A 14,510-nucleotide genomic window follows, 5' to 3' on the forward strand; every position below is an offset into this window, starting at 1 on the left:
AAGGGCGGCGAATCGGGCGGATCACTCCTTGGGGAGTCGCCCCTTGCGGAGCCGGCACAGGTCAGCCGGGGTGTCGACGTCCGCGGGATCGCCCGCGTCGTCGCAGGGCACGGGCGTGACCAGTTCGGGGTGCGCGCGCAGGAAGGGCCGCGCGCCCACGTCGCCCTCGGCGAGCGCGGCCACCTCCGCCAGGTGCTCGCGGGCGATGAGCACCGGGTTGCGCGGCGCCCCGCCGTACGCCGCGACGGCGACACGGGCGCCGGCCTCGAACGCCGCGATCAGCCGGCGCACCGCCTCGGGCCGCACCAGCGGCTGGTCGGCCAGCGCGATCACGACCGCGGGAGCGGCCGGCGGGAGCGCGCGCAGCCCGGCCCGCAGCGACGACCCCATGCCGGCGGTCCAGCCGGGGTTGTGCACGACGACCGCGCCGGCGACCGGCACGTCGGCGGCCCCGAGGACGACCAGCACCGGCCGGCACCCGCCCTCGGCGAGCAGCCGCACCCCGCGGTCGGCCAGCCGCTCCCCTTCGAACTCCACCAGCGCCTTCGGCCCGCCGAACCGGCTGCCGCCTCCGGCGGCCAGCAGCAGCCCGGCGACCGCCGCGCCGCTCACCGCGACTCGCCGTGGATGCGCCCCGAGGTCTCGGTGAGCGGCCTGCCGCTGCCGCCCCAGCGCAGCTGGATCAGCTCGGCCGCGATCGACACGGCCGTCTCCTCCGGCGTGCGCGCCCCGAGGTCGAGCCCGATCGGCGACCGCAGCCGGGCCAGTTCGTCCTCGGTCAGGCCGGCCTCGCGCAGCCGCGCCAGCCGGTCCGCGTGCGTGCGCCGCGACCCCATGGCCCCGACGTACGCCGCGGGGGTGCGCAGGGCCACCTCCAGCAGCGGCACGTCGAACTTCGGATCGTGGGTGAGCACGCAGATCGCGGTGCGCTCGTCCACCTCGGCGGCGGCCAGGTAGTCGTGCGGCCAGGCCACCACGACCTCGTCGGCCTCGGGGAACCGCTTGGCCGTGGCGAAGACCGGCCGCGCGTCGCACACCACCACGTGGTAGCCGAGGAAGCGGCCGATCCGCGCGACGGCCGCGGCGAAGTCGATCGCGCCGAAGACCAGCATGCGCGGCGGCGGCGCGAACGACTGCACGAACACCCGCAGGTCGTCCAGCCGCCGCTCGCCCTCGGGGCCGTAGCGCCGCACGCCGGTCAGGCCCTGCGCGAGCATGCCGCGCACGTCGTCGTCCACCGCGTCGTCGAGCCGGGCCGAGCCGAGCGAGCCCGCCGCCCGGTCCGGCCAGACCACCCGGCGCGCCCCCACCTGCCCGGGGCCCGCGACGATCGTGGCCACGGCGACCGGGCGCCGCGCGGCGACGTCCGCGGCGACCTCCCCCAGCTCCGGATAGTCCTGTTTCGATACCGGCTCGACGAACACGTCGATGATCCCGCCGCAGGTCAGGCCGACCGCGAAGGCGTCGTCGTCGCTCACGCCGTACCGCTGCAGCACCGGCGTCCCGGTGGCGACGACCTGCGCGGCGAGCTCGTAGACCGCTCCCTCGACGCAGCCGCCCGACACGCTGCCGGCCGCCTCGCCGTCGAGGACGGCCATGGCCGCCCCGGGCGGGCGCGGCGCGCTGCGGAAGGTGCCGACAACGGTGGCGAGCCCGAACCGCCGCCCCTGCTCCCACCAGCGCAGCACCTGGTCCAGCACGTCACGCATCGGCCCCTCCCCTCCCCACAGCCCGCACGGGCCGGTCGCCGGCCAGCAGCGCGGCCAGCTCCTCGTACGCGGCCAGGCTGTGCCCGGCGACGAAGTCCGTGACGTACGGCAGCGCCGCGCGGATGCCCGCGGTCAGCGGCCGGTACGCCGGGTCGCCCTTGTGCGGGTTGACCCATACGACGCGGCGGGCGATCCGGGACAGCCGGGCCATCTGCGCGCCCAGCAGGCCGGCCGGGCCCCGCTCCCACCCGTCGGAGGCGATCACGACGATCGCGCCCCGGGGGTCGGGCAGGCGCAGCAGCGCCCGCACCTCCTCCCCCAGCCGCGTGCCGCCGCTCCAGTCCGGGATGGCTCCCGAGCACTCGTCCATGGCGAGGCCGGGGTCGCGGTGGCGCAGCGCGGCGGTGATCCTGGTGAGCCGGGTTCCCACGCTGAACACCTCGGTCGCTCCCGGCTCCGCGCGCACCAGCGCGTGGGCGAAGCGCAGCAGCGTGTCGGCGTAGGGGGCCATCGAGCCGCTGACGTCCACGAGCATGACGACCCGCCGCGGCCGGTCCCTGCGCACGCGGCGGCGCAGCCGGGCCGGTTCCCCGCCGTGCCGCAGGATCTCCCTGACCGTGCGCCGCGCGTCGGTCGCGCCGCCGTGCGGCGACGGGCGGTGGCGCCGCGACCTGCGCGGCTGCCGCGCGCCGCGCAGCAGCGCGAGCAGGCGGTGCACCTCCCGCCGCTCGGCCTCGCTCATCCGCGCCACGTCCCGGTGCCGCAGCACCTCGATCTCGCTCGCCGTGGCCGGTGGCGCACCCGGCTCGCCCGCAGGTTCCGGCTCCCCGCCGCCGTACGGCGCCGCCACCGGGCGGGTCACGGACACGGCCGTCGCGCGCACGCGGCGCGGTGCGGGGAAGGCGGCGGAGAAGTAGGCCGCGAAGCAGCGGTCGTAGCGGGGCAGGTCGTCGGGCCCGGCGCACAGGGTGAGACGGCCCGCCCAGTAGACGTTCCGCCCGTCGGCGGCGTCGAGGTGGCCGAGCGCCGCGAGGAAGCTCTGGGTGCGATGGTGGTCGGCCGCGACGCCCGCCGCCCGGAGCGTCCGGGCGAACCCGGTCAGCACCGCGACCGGTTCCTGGCCGTCACCCGGCGAGGTGAGCACGCCCGGGCGGCGCCCGTCCCCGCCCCGGCCGGTCACGGCGTCGTCAGCCACGGCCGCCGTCCGGCGTGAGCAGTCCCAGGGCCCGGACGGTCTCCTGGTCCTCCCGGTGCTTGAGCACCGCGCCCAGCGTGGCGGCGGCAAGGGCCGGATCGAGCTCCACCGCGCCGAGCGTGAGCAGCGCCTCGGTCCAGTCGAGGGTCTCGGCGATGCCGGGCGGCTTGACCAGGCCGGCCTCGCGCATCCGGCCCGCCGTCCGCGCCACGTCGGCCGCGAGCCGCTCCGCGCATCCGGGCAGGCGCCGCCGCAGGACCGCCACCTCCCGGTCGAACCCCGGGTGCTCCAGCCAGTGGTAGAGGCAGCGCCGTTTGAGCGCGTCGTGCACCTCGCGGGTCCTGTTGGAGGTCAGGACGACGACCGGCGGAACCGCCGCGCTGATCGTCCCGATCTCCGGCACCGAGATCGTGAAGTCGGACAGCACCTCGAGCAGGAACGCCTCGAACTCGTCGTCGGCCCGGTCGATCTCGTCCACCAGCAGCACGCTGGGCTGCGTCTCCAGGGCCCGCAGCAGCGGCCTGGCGATGAGGAACCGCCGGTCGTAGATCTCGCCTTCGAGCGCGGCGACGTCGGCCACGCCGGCCGCCTCGGCCGCCTTCAGGTGCAGGAGCTGGCGCGGGAAGTCCCAGTCGTACATGGCCTGCGCCGCGTCGAGCCCCTCGTGGCACTGCAGCCTGATCAGCGGCGCGTCCAGGATCGCCGCCAGCGTCTTGGCCAGCTCGGTCTTGCCGACGCCCGCCTCGCCTTCCAGGAACAGCGGCCGGCCCATCTTCAGGGCGAGGTAGGCCGCGGTCGTCACGCCCTCGTCGGCCAGGTAGTCGTGGTGGTCGAGCAGCTCCGCCAGCCTCGCAGGCGCGTCGATGTCCGAGATCGTGGTCGTCCGCCGCAGCACACCGACAGGCTACGTGGCGGGCGTTGCGCGAGGCTCTGGCCGAATCCGCCAAAGCCGGGCCTGTCACAGGGTGCCGCGTCGCACGATCACACAGATCCGCCCGGGTCCTCCTCCCCGGTCGTGCCGAGCACGGCGCCCAGCAGGCCGGGGAACCGGTCGTCCAGGTCCTGCCAGCGCAGGCTCACGTACCGCTGCCGGCCCTCCGGGACGTTGCGGACGACGCCGGCCTCGCGGAGGATCTTCAGGTGGTGCGACAGCGTCGACTTCGGCACCTCTCCCCCGGTGGGCTGGCACGCCGCCACCTCAAGCGGGCCCTGCGCGAGACGCCGTACGAGCGCCAGCCGCGAGGGGTCGCTCAGCGCGAACAGCACGTCGGTCAGCACCAGGCTCGCGGCGTCGGGGTGCGGTAGGTCCCGGGCTCCAGGCATGGTTCGATAATAGTTGAACTATCGGCCACTCCGTCGTACGGTGTGACGGTTCGAAAATTTTGGAACCGTAAACGATGGGAGTGCCGAGATGACGAACTCGGGGGGCTGCGCTCCGTCCGCGAAGATCCTGGAGGCCGACCCGGAAGCGCCGGGCCGCGCGTCAGGACCGCGGGACGACGCGACCGGAGGCGCCGGGGAAACCGGCGGAGCCGGGCGGGCCGGCGGAGCGCCGGCGACCGAGACGGGGACGGGGACGGGGACGGCGGCCGGAACGACGGCGGGGACGGCGGCGCGCGGCCGGATCTCCCGCACCGCGGGGTTCTGGCTGCTCGCCGTGACTCTGGTGGCGTTCATGGCCGCCTCGAGCACCCCTTCCCCGCTCTACGTGCTCTACCAGCAGCGCTGGGGATTCTCCGCGGCCACGCTGACCGCCGTGTTCGCGGTCTACGCCCTCGCGCTGCTGATCGCGCTGCTCACCGTCGGCGAGCTGTCCGACCATGTCGGCCGGCGTCCCGTGCTGATCGCGGCCCTGCTGGCCGAGGCGGGCGCCATGGTCGCGTTCCTGACGGCGGACGGCGTCGGGCCGCTGCTACTGGCCAGGGCGGTGCAGGGCCTGGCCACCGGCGCCGCGACGGGCGCGATCGGCGCCGGCCTGGTGGACCTGCAGCCGGGGTCCCGCCGCGTCCGCCAACTGGGCGCAGTGGTGAACACCGCCGCGCCGACCGGAGGCCTGGCCGCGGGCGCGCTCGGCGCCGGCTTGTTCGTGCGCTACACGACGACGCCGACGACGTCGGTGTTCGTCCTGCTCACGGCGGTCTTCACGGTGCTGGCGGCGGCGATGGCGCTGCTGCCCGAGCCGGTCGCGCCCCGTCCCGGCCGGGGAAGGGACGCACTCGTCTCGCTGCGCCCGCGTGCGGCCGTGCCGCGGCACGCCCGCAGCGCGTTCGCGGCGGCCGTTCCCTGCCTGGTCGCCACGTGGGCCATGGGCGGGCTCTACCTGTCGCTCGGCGCCTCGCTGACCGCGGGCGTCCTGCGCGTCCCCGACCGCCTGGTCGGCGGGCTCGTCGTCGCCGCGCTCACCGCCGCGGGCGCCGTGGCGTCGGTGATCGTACGCGACAAGGCCGCGGGGCGGGTCATGGCGGGCGGGTCGCTGATGCTCGCCGTCGGCGCCGGCCTGACCCTGGCGGCGCTCGCCGCCGCCTCCACGCCGCTGTTCTTCGCCGGGACGGCCGTCGCGGGCTGCGGCTTCGGCAGCGCCTTCCTCGGCGCGCTCCGCTCGCTCGCCCTGCTGGCCGGTCCGGCCGAGCGGGCCGCGCTCTTCGCCTCCGTCTACGTCGTCAGCTACCTCGCCTTCAGCGTCCCCGCGCTGGTGGCGGGTCTCGCGGTGTCGTCGTTCGGCCTGCGGGCCACGGCCACCGCGTACGGCTGCGGAGTCCTCGTCCTGGCCCTCCTCGCGGCGGTCCTGGGCCTCGCCCGGGAGCGTGCGGCCCGCGCGGAGATCGCCGACCAGCCTCTCTAAGGTCGGCTTATGACCGACGATCGGAGCCTGCCCCGGCCCGGCTGCCTCACCGGCTCGCCGGCCGGGCGGGCGCTCGCCGCCGAACTGACCGCCCGCTGGGCGCAGCCGCACCGGCGCTACCACACGACCGCCCATCTGCGGGCGGTCCTGACCGCGATCGAGCCGCTCGCCGCCCAGGCGCCGGACGCCGACGCCGTACGCCTGGCCGCATGGTTCCACGACGCCGTCTACGACGGGCGGCCGGGGTGGGACGAGGAGCGCAGCGCCCAGCTCGCCCAGGCCCGGCTGCCCGCCTGCGGCCTGCCCGCGGAGCGGGTGCGCGAGGTGGCCCGGCTCGTGCGGCTCACGGCGGGGCACGCCTACGAGCCCGGCGACATGAACGCGGCCGTCCTGTGCGACGCCGACCTGGCGATCCTCGCGGCGCCGCCCGGCGCGTACGAGGCGTACACGAGGGCCGTACGCGAGGAGTACCGGCACGTGCCGGACGCGGCCTTCAGGGCCGGACGGGCCGGGGTGCTGCGGCGGTTGCTGGGCAAGCCCCGCCTGTTCGGCACTCCCGTGGGCCGGGACCTGTGGGAGCGGCGGGCACGCGAGAACGTCGCCGCCGAGCTGGCCGGTCTCTGAACGACGCGCGCGGCGAGCCGCTACCCGGCATGCGTCCGCGAAGGTTTGGCGCCGACAGCGCGCCTTTACGATGTAGATCAGATGCGGGTCTTCGGCCGGCGCAGGCCCGACTCGCGCAGGCGGCGCACCAGCTCCTGGCTGCCGACGGGCTCGGCCCCGAGGAACACGGCCCGGTCGTAGACCGTCTCCGGCACGTCGTAGTGGTCCCGGTCGAAGGCCCGCTCGGGGACGCCGAGCAGGCGGGCGAAGTCGTGCAGTTCCTCCAGCGAGGAGTCGCTGACCAGATGGGACCACAGCAGGCCCCGCGGCCCCGGCCAGTTCGGCCGGTCGATCAGCACCGCCATGCACCCCTCCCCCGGGCCGGTCAGGTGACCCGCAGCGGAGCGAGGATCACCCGGCCGCCCCTGCGGGGTCCCGGGGGTCGTCCCCCGGGCGCTCCGGGCGAGCATAGCCCGGGGCGCCGGCCGCCACTCCACCGCCGCCCGTCGCCCGGCGATACGGCAGCCGGCGCCGGCACGGCGGTGAGCGGATTTCGAAGCGGATGACAGCCGACCGGAGAATGCGTCAACGGCCCCCGGAGTGCTGCCGCGCCAGAGACTATCCCCTAGCATTTCCCCGGAACTCGCTGGCATTTGGGACAGCATTTGAACTTGCGATGGTTTGTGCATCGATAAGTGCACTTGGGCGGCTTCGGCTTCGCGTACGAATTACCGGGAGCCGCCTGCGTGACGGCCGCGCCGCCAACTCCCGCGGACGCCGACGCCGGAGACGCCGCGGCCGGCCAGAGCGCGATCGTGCCGAGCAGCGCCGAGCCGACGATCATGCTGAATCGCCCACCTCGCATGGCCTTTCTCCCTTGCGATCAAGCCGCGGTGCGGCGGATCGGGCTATTTCTCCCCTATTGTCCGGATCGCTTCCCGGAGGCGTCCACCCCACCGCCCGCCACCCGGGAAGATCCGGGGAAAATCCGATGCGAATCCCGGTCCGGCGATTGGCATGGATCGATGAACGACCGGCCGGGTCGGCCCTGGAATGGTCCTGCCCCTGGTTTCCGCTGGCGCCGGATCTACGTCCATCTGAGGAATCGGACCGCGCCGGGCCGGATTCTCCCGGCGAATTCGCCGCGCCTTCCGCGCTATCGCCATGCCAATCGTGCGGCGGCCCCCAAATGTCCGTCCGGCCACGGCATGGAAAGCGCCCCGACCCGGCAAAAGCCCGCATAGTCGCCATCTGGGCGGCAACCGTCGTCCAGAACGCCCTCACGCCGGAGGTCGGTACGGCCCCGCGTCATCCGCGACCCCGGGAGCGTCGCGGCGAAGGGCGCCGATCACACACCCGCGACGGCCCGGATTCGGGACGCCATACGGTGCGCGGGCCGGTGCGCCGCGGAACCACAGGGTCCACACGATCCACTGGGTCACAGGGGGAAGACGATGGCTGCACGAACTGTTCGATCCCTTACCGCGCTCGCGGCGGCGGCCGTGCTGGCGATGGCATTGCTCGTCGGCTGCGGCGGTCGCACGGCCACCGCCCCGGCGTCCGGGGGCGCCGCCGCGGCCGGCCCGGCGGCGCTCGTCACGCCGACCGCGGCCGAGACCGAGTACAACTCGCCGTGCCCGACCGGCGGCAACGCCAAGAGGTTCGCCAAGACCCGGTTCGCGCTGCACGCGGGTCTCGCGCTGGGCGCCTTCCACCGCTACATCTACAAACCGCTGCGCAGCGGCGGCTTCCGGGCCGGAGCGGAGAAGCGCAAGCGCACGATCGCGAAGGCCGCGATCGCCGGCGCCTTCGCCCTGCACCAGTTGAAGGTCGCCAAGAGCTTCGCCACGGCCAATCCGACCCTGTGCAGGGCCGTCGAGGGCGTCAACTCCCAGTTCGCCGCGCTGACCGACAAGCTGCACCGCGGCACCGCCACGCCGGCCGACATCGACGCCGGCATGAGCTCGATGGAGGGCCTGCAGCGCGACGCCTCGAAGACCGGCTACAAGTTCAAGGAGCAGAACGTCAACATCCCGGGCGCGAGCTGATCTCCGCCGAAGGACGCGGCCGGTCCGCGCCGGTCAGCCCACCTTGGCGAAGAACGCGCGGATGTCGGCGGCGAGATGATCCGGCCGGTCCATCGCGATGAAGTGGTGGCCACCCGGGTTGTCCTCCGGCCAGTGGAGGATGGCGTTGTGCCGTTCGGCCAGCCGGCGGATGCCGGGCGGTCCGCTGTACACGCCGGTCGGGGCGACGGTCTGGCCCTCCGGCCAGCCGAAGCCGGTGCTCTCGTAGTAGGGCCAGGCCGACGTCCCGAACGTCCCGGTGAACCAGTACAGGCTCACGTTGGTCAGGAACAGGTCCCGGTCGATCACCTCCTCGAGAGGCTTGCCCGAGGCGTTGAACTCATGGAACTTCTGGGTCATCCAGGCCAGCGCCGCGAGCGGTGAGTCGTGCCATCCGTACGCGAAGGTCTGCGGCGCCGCACGCAGCAGCGCGTGGTGGTCGACGCCGTTCATCCAGTCCTGCTCCATCAGCCGGGCATAGGCCGCCCGCTCGTCCTCGGTCATCTCCGGCAGATCCTTCTCGGTGGGGAAGCCGAGACCGCTGACGATGTAGACGCCGGCCACGTCGTCCGGCGCCGCCTTGGCCATCTCCGGGGCGACATAGGCCCCGAAGTCCCCGCCCTGCGCGCCGTACCGCTCGTAGCCGAGACGGCGCATCAGCGCGGCCCAGGTCCGCGCCACGCGCGCCGCGGTCCAGCCGGTGCCGCGCGGCGGCGCGGAGAAGCCGAAACCCGGCAGGGAGGGCACGACGACGTGGAACGCCCGGGCGGGGTCGCCGCCGTACGCACGGGGGTCGGCGAGCCGGCCGATGAGCTCGGTGAACTCCAGGAAGGAGTTCGGCCAGCCGTGCGTGAGGACCAGCGGGAGGGCGCCGGGCTCGGCCGAGCGTACGTGCAGAAAGTGGATGTCCTGACCGTCGATCTCGGTCGTGAACTGCGGGAACTCGTTCAGCCGCGCCTCGTGCGCGCGCCAGTCGTACTCGTGACGCCAGTAGCGGGCGAGCTCGCGGAGCAGGGCGGCGGGGACGCCGCGGCTCCATCCGTCGCCGGGCAGCTCGTGGGGCCACCGGGCGCGGTCCAGCCTGTCGTTCAGGTCGGCCAGGTCGGCTGATGCGATCTCGATACGGAATGGGCGGATCTCGGTGCTCATGTCTCTCCTGATACGTCGTGGTGACGGAATCGACGTTAGGAGGCATGTAGGTCATCAACTGTCCTACATGACCGGGCATGCTTGGCCCATGAGTGACATGTCCGCACGGTTGCTCGGTCTGCTGTCGCTGCTGCAGACTCCCCGCGAGTGGCCGGGGAGCGAGCTGGCCGAGCGTCTGGGGGTCAGCCCCCGGACCGTCCGCCGCGACATCGACCGCCTGCGCGAGCTGGGGTATCCGGTCCAGGCGACGATGGGCGCGGTGGGCGGTTACCGGCTCGCCGCGGGTGCGGCCATGCCGCCGCTGCTGCTGGACGACGAGGAGGCGGTGGCCATCGCCGTCGGCCTGCGCACGGCCGCCGCGCATCCGGTGGACGGCATCGACGAGGCGTCCGTGCGCGCCCTGGCCAAGCTGGAGCAGGTGCTGCCCTCCCGGCTGCGGCACCGGGTGGGCGCGCTCGCCGCCGCCACGGTGCCGGTGCTCGCCGGAGCCGAGCCGCCCGTGGATCCGCGGACCCTGGTGGTGCTCGCCGGGGCCGCCGCCAACCGCGAGCGGCTGCGCTTCGCCTACCGGTCGGGCGACGGCGCCGAGACCAGGCGCCTGACCGAGCCCTACCGCCTGGTCGCGGCCGGACGCCGGTGGTATCTGCTGGCATACGACAACGACCGCGACGACTGGCGGATCTTCCGTGCCGACCGGATCGGCGACCCTCACGCGACGGGCGTACGGTTCCCGGCCCGGGTGCCACCGGAGCAGGACCCGGCCGAGTTCGTCGCCGCCAAGCTGTACTCGTCCGCACCCGTCTACGAGGTGGTGGCGACCCTGCGCCTTCCGGCCGGCCAGGCGGCGCAACGGCTCGGCGCCGCCGCGGGGAGCGTCGAACCGATCGACGACCGCAGCTGCCGCCTGCGCGGACCGGCCGACACCCTCGAGTGGCTCGCGTCGCGCCTGCTCATGCTCGGCTGCGAGTTCGAGGTGCACGAGCCCCCGGAGCTGCGGGCGTACCTGCGCGCGCTGGGCGCCCGCGCCACTCGCGCCGGGGCGGAGTAAACCTATTGACTTGGTAGGAAATGTGGGCAACTCTGGTGACGAATCCTCCGTCGTCAACTGCGAGGTGTGTCCATGTCCGTCGTCGAACTCCAGGGCGAGTTAGGGGGCGCGGTCCGGGCGGATCCCCGGCCGCGCCCCCGCTCCGCCACGGCCCGCGGCCCGCGAAGGGGGTGGCACAGATGGATCAGCCCCCTCGTCGTCGTGGTGCTGTGGCAGCTCGCCAGCACGCTCGGGCTGCTGCCCGCCCGGCTGCTCGCCGCCCCGTCGCAGATCGCCGCGACCGCGCTCGACCTGGTGCGCGCGGGGACGCTGCCCACGGCGATCGCGGTGTCCCTCGAACGGGTGCTCCTCGGCTTCGCCGCCGGAGCGGTCGCGGGCGTCGGCCTCGCGCTGGTCGCCGGGCTGAGCCGGGCCGGTGAGAACGCCGTCGACCCGATCATGCAGATGCTCCGCGCACTGCCGTTCTTCGGGCTGATCCCGCTGTTCATCCTCTGGTTCGGGATCGGGGAGACGCCCAAGGTGCTGCTGGTGGCGCTCGCCGTGTCCTTCCCGCTCTACCTCAACACGTTCGCGGGCATCCGGGGCGTGGACGGCAAGCTCGGCGAGGTCGCCCGGACGCTCAGGCTCGGCAGGGCCGCGCTCGTACGGCACATCGTGCTGCCCGGCGCGCTCCCCCAGACGCTCGTCGGGCTGCGGCAGAGCCTCGGGGTGGCCTGGCTGGCGCTGATCGTGGCCGAGCAGGTCAACGCCGACGCCGGCCTCGGCTACATGATCAACGACGCGCGAGAGTTCCTGCGCACCGACGTGATCGTGGTCGGCCTGCTCGTCTACAGCGCGCTCGGCCTGCTCACCGACGCCCTGGTCCGGCTCCTGGAGAGGAGGGCGCTGACATGGCGGCGCGAGTTCCTGTCCCGCTGAACGTCCCGCTGGACGTCCCGCCGAGTGTCCCGCCGAGTGTCGCGTCGAATGTGCCGTCGAATGTGCCGTCGAATGTCACGGTGAGCGCGCAGGCCCCCGACGCCGTACGGCCGGCGGGCGCCGCAGCGGCCACCGTGCGCGGGCTCACCCGGCGCTTCGGCGACCGCACCGTGCTCGACGGCCTCGACCTGACGATCGGGCGCGGCGAGTTCGTCGCGCTCCTCGGCCGCAGCGGCTCGGGAAAGTCGACGCTGCTGCGCGCGCTCGCCGGCCTGGACGAGGAGGTCGAGGGCGGCCTGGAGGTGGACGGCTCGGTGGCCGTGGCCTTCCAGGAACCCCGGCTGGTGCCGTGGAAGCGGGTGCGCGACAACCTCACGCTCGGCCTGACCGCGCCCGACCCGGCCGGCAGGGCGGACGCGGCGCTGGCCGAGGTCGGCCTGGCCGACCGGGCGCGGGCGTGGCCGCTGACGCTGTCCGGCGGCGAGGCGCAGCGGGCGAGCCTGGCCCGCGCGCTCGTCCGCGAGCCGGGGCTGCTGCTGCTCGACGAGCCGTTCAGCGCGCTCGACGCGCTGACCCGGATCACCGTGCACCGCCTGGTGCTCGACCTGTGGGCGGCGCACGGCCCGGCCGTGCTGCTGGTGACCCACGACGTGGACGAGGCGCTGCTGCTGGCCGACCGGATCCTGGTGCTCGACGGCGGGCGCGTCGCGCACGAGTGGACCGTCGCCGCCCCGCGCCCCCGGCACCGTGACCACCCCGACCTGCTCAGCCTGCGTGCGGCCCTGCTGTCCGCGCTGGGCGTCACCCCGGAGGGACCCGCATGACCAGGAGATCGCTCGCCGCGCTGCTGATCGCCTTGGCGACCGCCACGGCCTGCGCCTCGACGGGCCAGGGCGCGTCCGGCGGGAAGGACGGACAGGCCCCGGGCCGCGTCACCCTCCGGGTCGGCGACCAGAAGGCCGGATCGCAGGCCCTGCTCAAGGCCGCCGGGCTGCTCGACGGCACCTCCTACGCGATCACGTGGTCGCAGTTCACGTCGGGTCCGCCGCTGCTGGAGGCGGTCAACGCGGGCGCGGTCGACATCGGCGGCGTCGGCAACACCCCGCCCGTCTTCGCCGCCGCCTCCGGCTCGAAGATCAAGATCGTGGCGGCCTACCGGCAGAGCGCCAAGGGATCGGCGATCCTCGTCCCCGACGGGTCCGCGATCACCTCGCCGGCGCAGCTCAAGGGTAAGAAGGTCGCGGTGGCGAAGGGCAGCTCGGCCCACTACCACCTGCTGGCGGTCCTGAAGAAGGAGGGACTGTCCTTCACGGACATCCAGCCGCAGTATCTCCAGCCCGCCGACGCCCTGGCGGCCTTCTCGTCCGGCACCGTCGACGCCTGGGCCATCTGGGACCCCTTCAGCTCGCAGGCCGAGATCCAGCACAAGGCCCGGCTGCTGGTCGACGGCGCGGGCATCGTCAACGGCCTGGGCTTCCAGGTCGCCGCTCCCGCCGCGCTCGACGACGCGGGCAGACGGGCCGCGATCGGCGACTTCCTCACCCGGCTGGCCAAGGCGCGGATCTGGGCCGCGGCCCACCTGGACGAGTGGGCGAAGGTGTGGGCGCGGGAGACCGGCCTGCCGGTCGAGGTCGCGGACGCGGCCGTGGCCAACGCCGTGGCCACCCCGGTCGTGATCGACGACTCGGTCGTCTCCTCCGAGCAGGAGATCGCCGACGCGTTCTCCGCCGAGGGCCTCGTGCCGGGCACCGTCACGTTCTCCCAGTTCGTCGACGACCGCTTCAACGACGTCGTCAGGAAGGCGCAGCAATGAGATTCCACTGGTTCCTGCCCACCTCGGGCGACGGCAGGGCGATCACCGGCGGCGGGCACGGCCTGGCGCGCCGGCACGGGCAGGCGAGGGCCGCCGTGTCCCGGCCGCCGACGATCGACTACCTCGCCCAGGTCGCCCGGGCGGCCGAACAGGCCGGCTTCGAGGCCGTGCTCACCCCCACCGGCACCTACTGCGAGGACGCGTGGCTGGTGACGGCCGCGCTGACCCAGGTGACGACCCGGCTGAAGTTCCTGGTCGCGTTCCGGCCGGGGGCGCTGTCCCCCACGCTCGCGGCGCAGATGGCCGCCACCTACCAGCGCCTGTCCGGCGGGCGGCTGCTGCTGAACGTGGTGACCGGCGGCGAAGCGGCCGAGCAGCGGCGGTTCGGCGACCACCTCGCCAAGGACGAGCGGTACGCCCGGACCGCCGAGTTCCTGTCGATCGTGCGCGGCGCGTGGGACGGCCCGTTCGACTTCACCGGCGACTACTACGACGTCGAGGGGGCGACGGTCGCCGAGCGGCCCGATCCCGTGCCCGAGCTGTACTTCGGCGGCTCCTCGGCCGCCGCGGGCCCGGTCGCGGCCCGGCATGTGGACGTCTACCTCACCTGGGGCGAGCCGCCGTCCCAGGTCGCGGCCAAGCTCGACTGGATACGCGAACTGGCCGCCGCCGAGGGCCGCACGCTGCGCTTCGGCATCCGCCTGCACGTGATCACGAGGGACACCTCCAAGGAGGCGTGGGCGGAGGCCGGGCGGCTGCTCGACCAGATCTCCCCCGAGGACATCGCGTCGGCACGTGCCGTCCTGTCCCGCAGCGAGTCGGTCGGGCAGCAGCGGATGCTCGCGCTCCACGAGGGCTTCCGCGGCGGCAGGGTCAGGGACCTGGAGATCCACCCCGGGCTGTGGGCGGGGGTCGGCCTGGTGCGGGGCGGCGCGGGCACCGCGCTCGTCGGCAGCCACGCGGAGGTCGCCGACCTCGTGGAGGAGTACGCCTCACTCGGCGTGGAGGAGTTCGTGCTGTCGGGCTACCCGCACCTGGAGGAGGCCTTCTGGTTCGGCGAGGGCGTGCTGCCCGAACTGCGCCGGCGCGGCCTGCTCGGCGCCGGCGCGCCCGTACGGCTGAGCGCCTGACGACCCGCCGGGGCCCCCACCGCCGTCACGGGCGGTC

The 14,510-nt window shown here is 74.3% G+C and carries 15 protein-coding genes; 8 read left to right on the top strand and 7 right to left on the bottom strand.

Annotated features, from left to right (window positions below):
* Positions 1–21: 21 nt before the first annotated feature.
* The 5 genes from ABZ860_RS05395 to ABZ860_RS05415 all read right to left on the bottom strand — a co-directional run bounded on the left by ABZ860_RS05395 (position 22) and on the right by ABZ860_RS05415 (position 4,227).
* Positions 22–612 carry a nucleotidyltransferase family protein gene (locus ABZ860_RS05395; protein WP_357215407.1) on the bottom strand — a complete coding sequence of 197 codons (591 nt, stop codon included), beginning with the start codon at positions 610–612 and terminating at the stop codon, positions 22–24.
* Positions 609–1,709, bottom strand: a complete 1,101-nt coding sequence (locus ABZ860_RS05400; protein ID WP_357215410.1) for an XdhC/CoxI family protein — start codon at positions 1,707–1,709, stop codon at positions 609–611. The genes ABZ860_RS05395 and ABZ860_RS05400 overlap by 4 nt, the downstream gene beginning before the upstream one ends.
* The gene (locus ABZ860_RS05405; protein WP_357215413.1) at positions 1,702–2,904 is read right to left on the bottom strand and encodes a VWA domain-containing protein; all 1,203 of its coding nucleotides are present in this window, start codon (positions 2,902–2,904) and stop codon (positions 1,702–1,704) included. Before ABZ860_RS05405 ends, ABZ860_RS05400 begins: the two co-directional genes overlap by 8 nt.
* Positions 2,897–3,799, bottom strand: coding sequence for a MoxR family ATPase (locus ABZ860_RS05410; RefSeq protein WP_357215415.1), 903 nt, complete (start codon positions 3,797–3,799; stop codon positions 2,897–2,899). Before ABZ860_RS05410 ends, ABZ860_RS05405 begins: the two co-directional genes overlap by 8 nt.
* A gap of 86 nt (positions 3,800–3,885) precedes the next feature.
* A complete protein-coding gene (locus ABZ860_RS05415) occupies positions 3,886–4,227 on the bottom strand; it encodes a metalloregulator ArsR/SmtB family transcription factor (protein WP_357215418.1) in 342 nt (113 codons plus the stop codon).
* Between the two features lie 88 nt (positions 4,228–4,315).
* Between ABZ860_RS05415 and ABZ860_RS05420 the strand changes: the two genes are divergently transcribed.
* Positions 4,316–5,746 (top strand): MFS transporter, encoded by a 1,431-nt coding sequence (locus ABZ860_RS05420; RefSeq protein WP_357215420.1) that lies wholly within the window; start codon positions 4,316–4,318, stop codon positions 5,744–5,746.
* A 9-nt stretch (positions 5,747–5,755) separates the two neighbouring features.
* Entirely contained in the window at positions 5,756–6,370 is a 615-nt protein-coding gene (locus ABZ860_RS05425) for a metal-dependent phosphohydrolase (protein ID WP_357215423.1), read from the top strand.
* 77 nt (positions 6,371–6,447) lie between these two features.
* On the opposite strand, the gene ABZ860_RS05430 is transcribed toward ABZ860_RS05425, so the two are convergent.
* Positions 6,448–6,714 (bottom strand): DUF4031 domain-containing protein, encoded by a 267-nt coding sequence (locus tag ABZ860_RS05430; RefSeq protein ID WP_357215426.1) that lies wholly within the window; start codon positions 6,712–6,714, stop codon positions 6,448–6,450.
* 1,089 nt (positions 6,715–7,803) lie between these two features.
* Here ABZ860_RS05430 and ABZ860_RS05435 point away from each other — a divergent pair.
* Positions 7,804–8,397: a hypothetical protein gene (locus ABZ860_RS05435; RefSeq protein ID WP_357215429.1), complete on the top strand. Its 594-nt coding sequence runs from the start codon at positions 7,804–7,806 to the stop codon at positions 8,395–8,397.
* A gap of 33 nt (positions 8,398–8,430) precedes the next feature.
* On the opposite strand, the gene ABZ860_RS05440 is transcribed toward ABZ860_RS05435, so the two are convergent.
* Positions 8,431–9,564 (bottom strand): epoxide hydrolase, encoded by a 1,134-nt coding sequence (locus ABZ860_RS05440; protein ID WP_357215431.1) that lies wholly within the window; start codon positions 9,562–9,564, stop codon positions 8,431–8,433.
* A gap of 88 nt (positions 9,565–9,652) precedes the next feature.
* Here ABZ860_RS05440 and ABZ860_RS05445 point away from each other — a divergent pair, with 88 nt between their 5' ends.
* The 5 genes from ABZ860_RS05445 to ABZ860_RS05465 all read left to right on the top strand — a co-directional run bounded on the left by ABZ860_RS05445 (position 9,653) and on the right by ABZ860_RS05465 (position 14,473).
* Positions 9,653–10,612 (top strand): YafY family protein, encoded by a 960-nt coding sequence (locus ABZ860_RS05445; RefSeq protein WP_357215434.1) that lies wholly within the window; start codon positions 9,653–9,655, stop codon positions 10,610–10,612.
* A 72-nt stretch (positions 10,613–10,684) separates the two neighbouring features.
* A complete protein-coding gene (locus tag ABZ860_RS05450; protein WP_357215437.1) occupies positions 10,685–11,530 on the top strand; it encodes an ABC transporter permease in 846 nt (281 codons plus the stop codon).
* Positions 11,531–11,610: 80 nt separating this feature from the next.
* Positions 11,611–12,354 (top strand): ABC transporter ATP-binding protein, encoded by a 744-nt coding sequence (locus ABZ860_RS05455; protein WP_357215440.1) that lies wholly within the window; start codon positions 11,611–11,613, stop codon positions 12,352–12,354.
* Positions 12,351–13,343 (top strand): ABC transporter substrate-binding protein, encoded by a 993-nt coding sequence (locus tag ABZ860_RS05460; RefSeq protein WP_357215443.1) that lies wholly within the window; start codon positions 12,351–12,353, stop codon positions 13,341–13,343. The genes ABZ860_RS05455 and ABZ860_RS05460 overlap by 4 nt, the downstream gene beginning before the upstream one ends.
* Complete coding sequence (locus ABZ860_RS05465) at positions 13,340–14,473, top strand: LLM class flavin-dependent oxidoreductase (protein ID WP_357215446.1); 1,134 nt, start codon at positions 13,340–13,342, stop codon at positions 14,471–14,473. The genes ABZ860_RS05460 and ABZ860_RS05465 overlap by 4 nt, the downstream gene beginning before the upstream one ends.
* Positions 14,474–14,510: the final 37 nt, after the last annotated feature.

The organism is Microbispora sp. NPDC046973, from assembly GCF_040644495.1.
In the GTDB taxonomy this organism is placed as follows: Bacteria; Actinomycetota; Actinomycetes; order Streptosporangiales; family Streptosporangiaceae; genus Microbispora.

What these genes read in the sequence shown, in the direction of transcription:
- ABZ860_RS05460 (WP_357215443.1), top strand. Translation starts at nt 12,351, where the DNA reads ATGACCAGGAGATCGCTCGCCGCGCTGCTGATCGCCTTGGCGACCGCC.
- ABZ860_RS05420 (WP_357215420.1), top strand. Translation starts at nt 4,316, where the DNA reads ATGACGAACTCGGGGGGCTGCGCTCCGTCCGCGAAGATCCTGGAGGCC.
- ABZ860_RS05430 (WP_357215426.1), bottom strand. Translation starts at nt 6,714, where the DNA reads ATGGCGGTGCTGATCGACCGGCCGAACTGGCCGGGGCCGCGGGGCCTG.
- ABZ860_RS05400 (WP_357215410.1), bottom strand. Translation starts at nt 1,709, where the DNA reads ATGCGTGACGTGCTGGACCAGGTGCTGCGCTGGTGGGAGCAGGGGCGG.
- ABZ860_RS05465 (WP_357215446.1), top strand. Translation starts at nt 13,340, where the DNA reads ATGAGATTCCACTGGTTCCTGCCCACCTCGGGCGACGGCAGGGCGATC.
- ABZ860_RS05445 (WP_357215434.1), top strand. Translation starts at nt 9,653, where the DNA reads ATGAGTGACATGTCCGCACGGTTGCTCGGTCTGCTGTCGCTGCTGCAG.
- ABZ860_RS05450 (WP_357215437.1), top strand. Translation starts at nt 10,685, where the DNA reads ATGTCCGTCGTCGAACTCCAGGGCGAGTTAGGGGGCGCGGTCCGGGCG.
- ABZ860_RS05440 (WP_357215431.1), bottom strand. Translation starts at nt 9,564, where the DNA reads ATGAGCACCGAGATCCGCCCATTCCGTATCGAGATCGCATCAGCCGAC.
- ABZ860_RS05435 (WP_357215429.1), top strand. Translation starts at nt 7,804, where the DNA reads ATGGCTGCACGAACTGTTCGATCCCTTACCGCGCTCGCGGCGGCGGCC.
- ABZ860_RS05425 (WP_357215423.1), top strand. Translation starts at nt 5,756, where the DNA reads ATGACCGACGATCGGAGCCTGCCCCGGCCCGGCTGCCTCACCGGCTCG.
- ABZ860_RS05415 (WP_357215418.1), bottom strand. Translation starts at nt 4,227, where the DNA reads ATGCCTGGAGCCCGGGACCTACCGCACCCCGACGCCGCGAGCCTGGTG.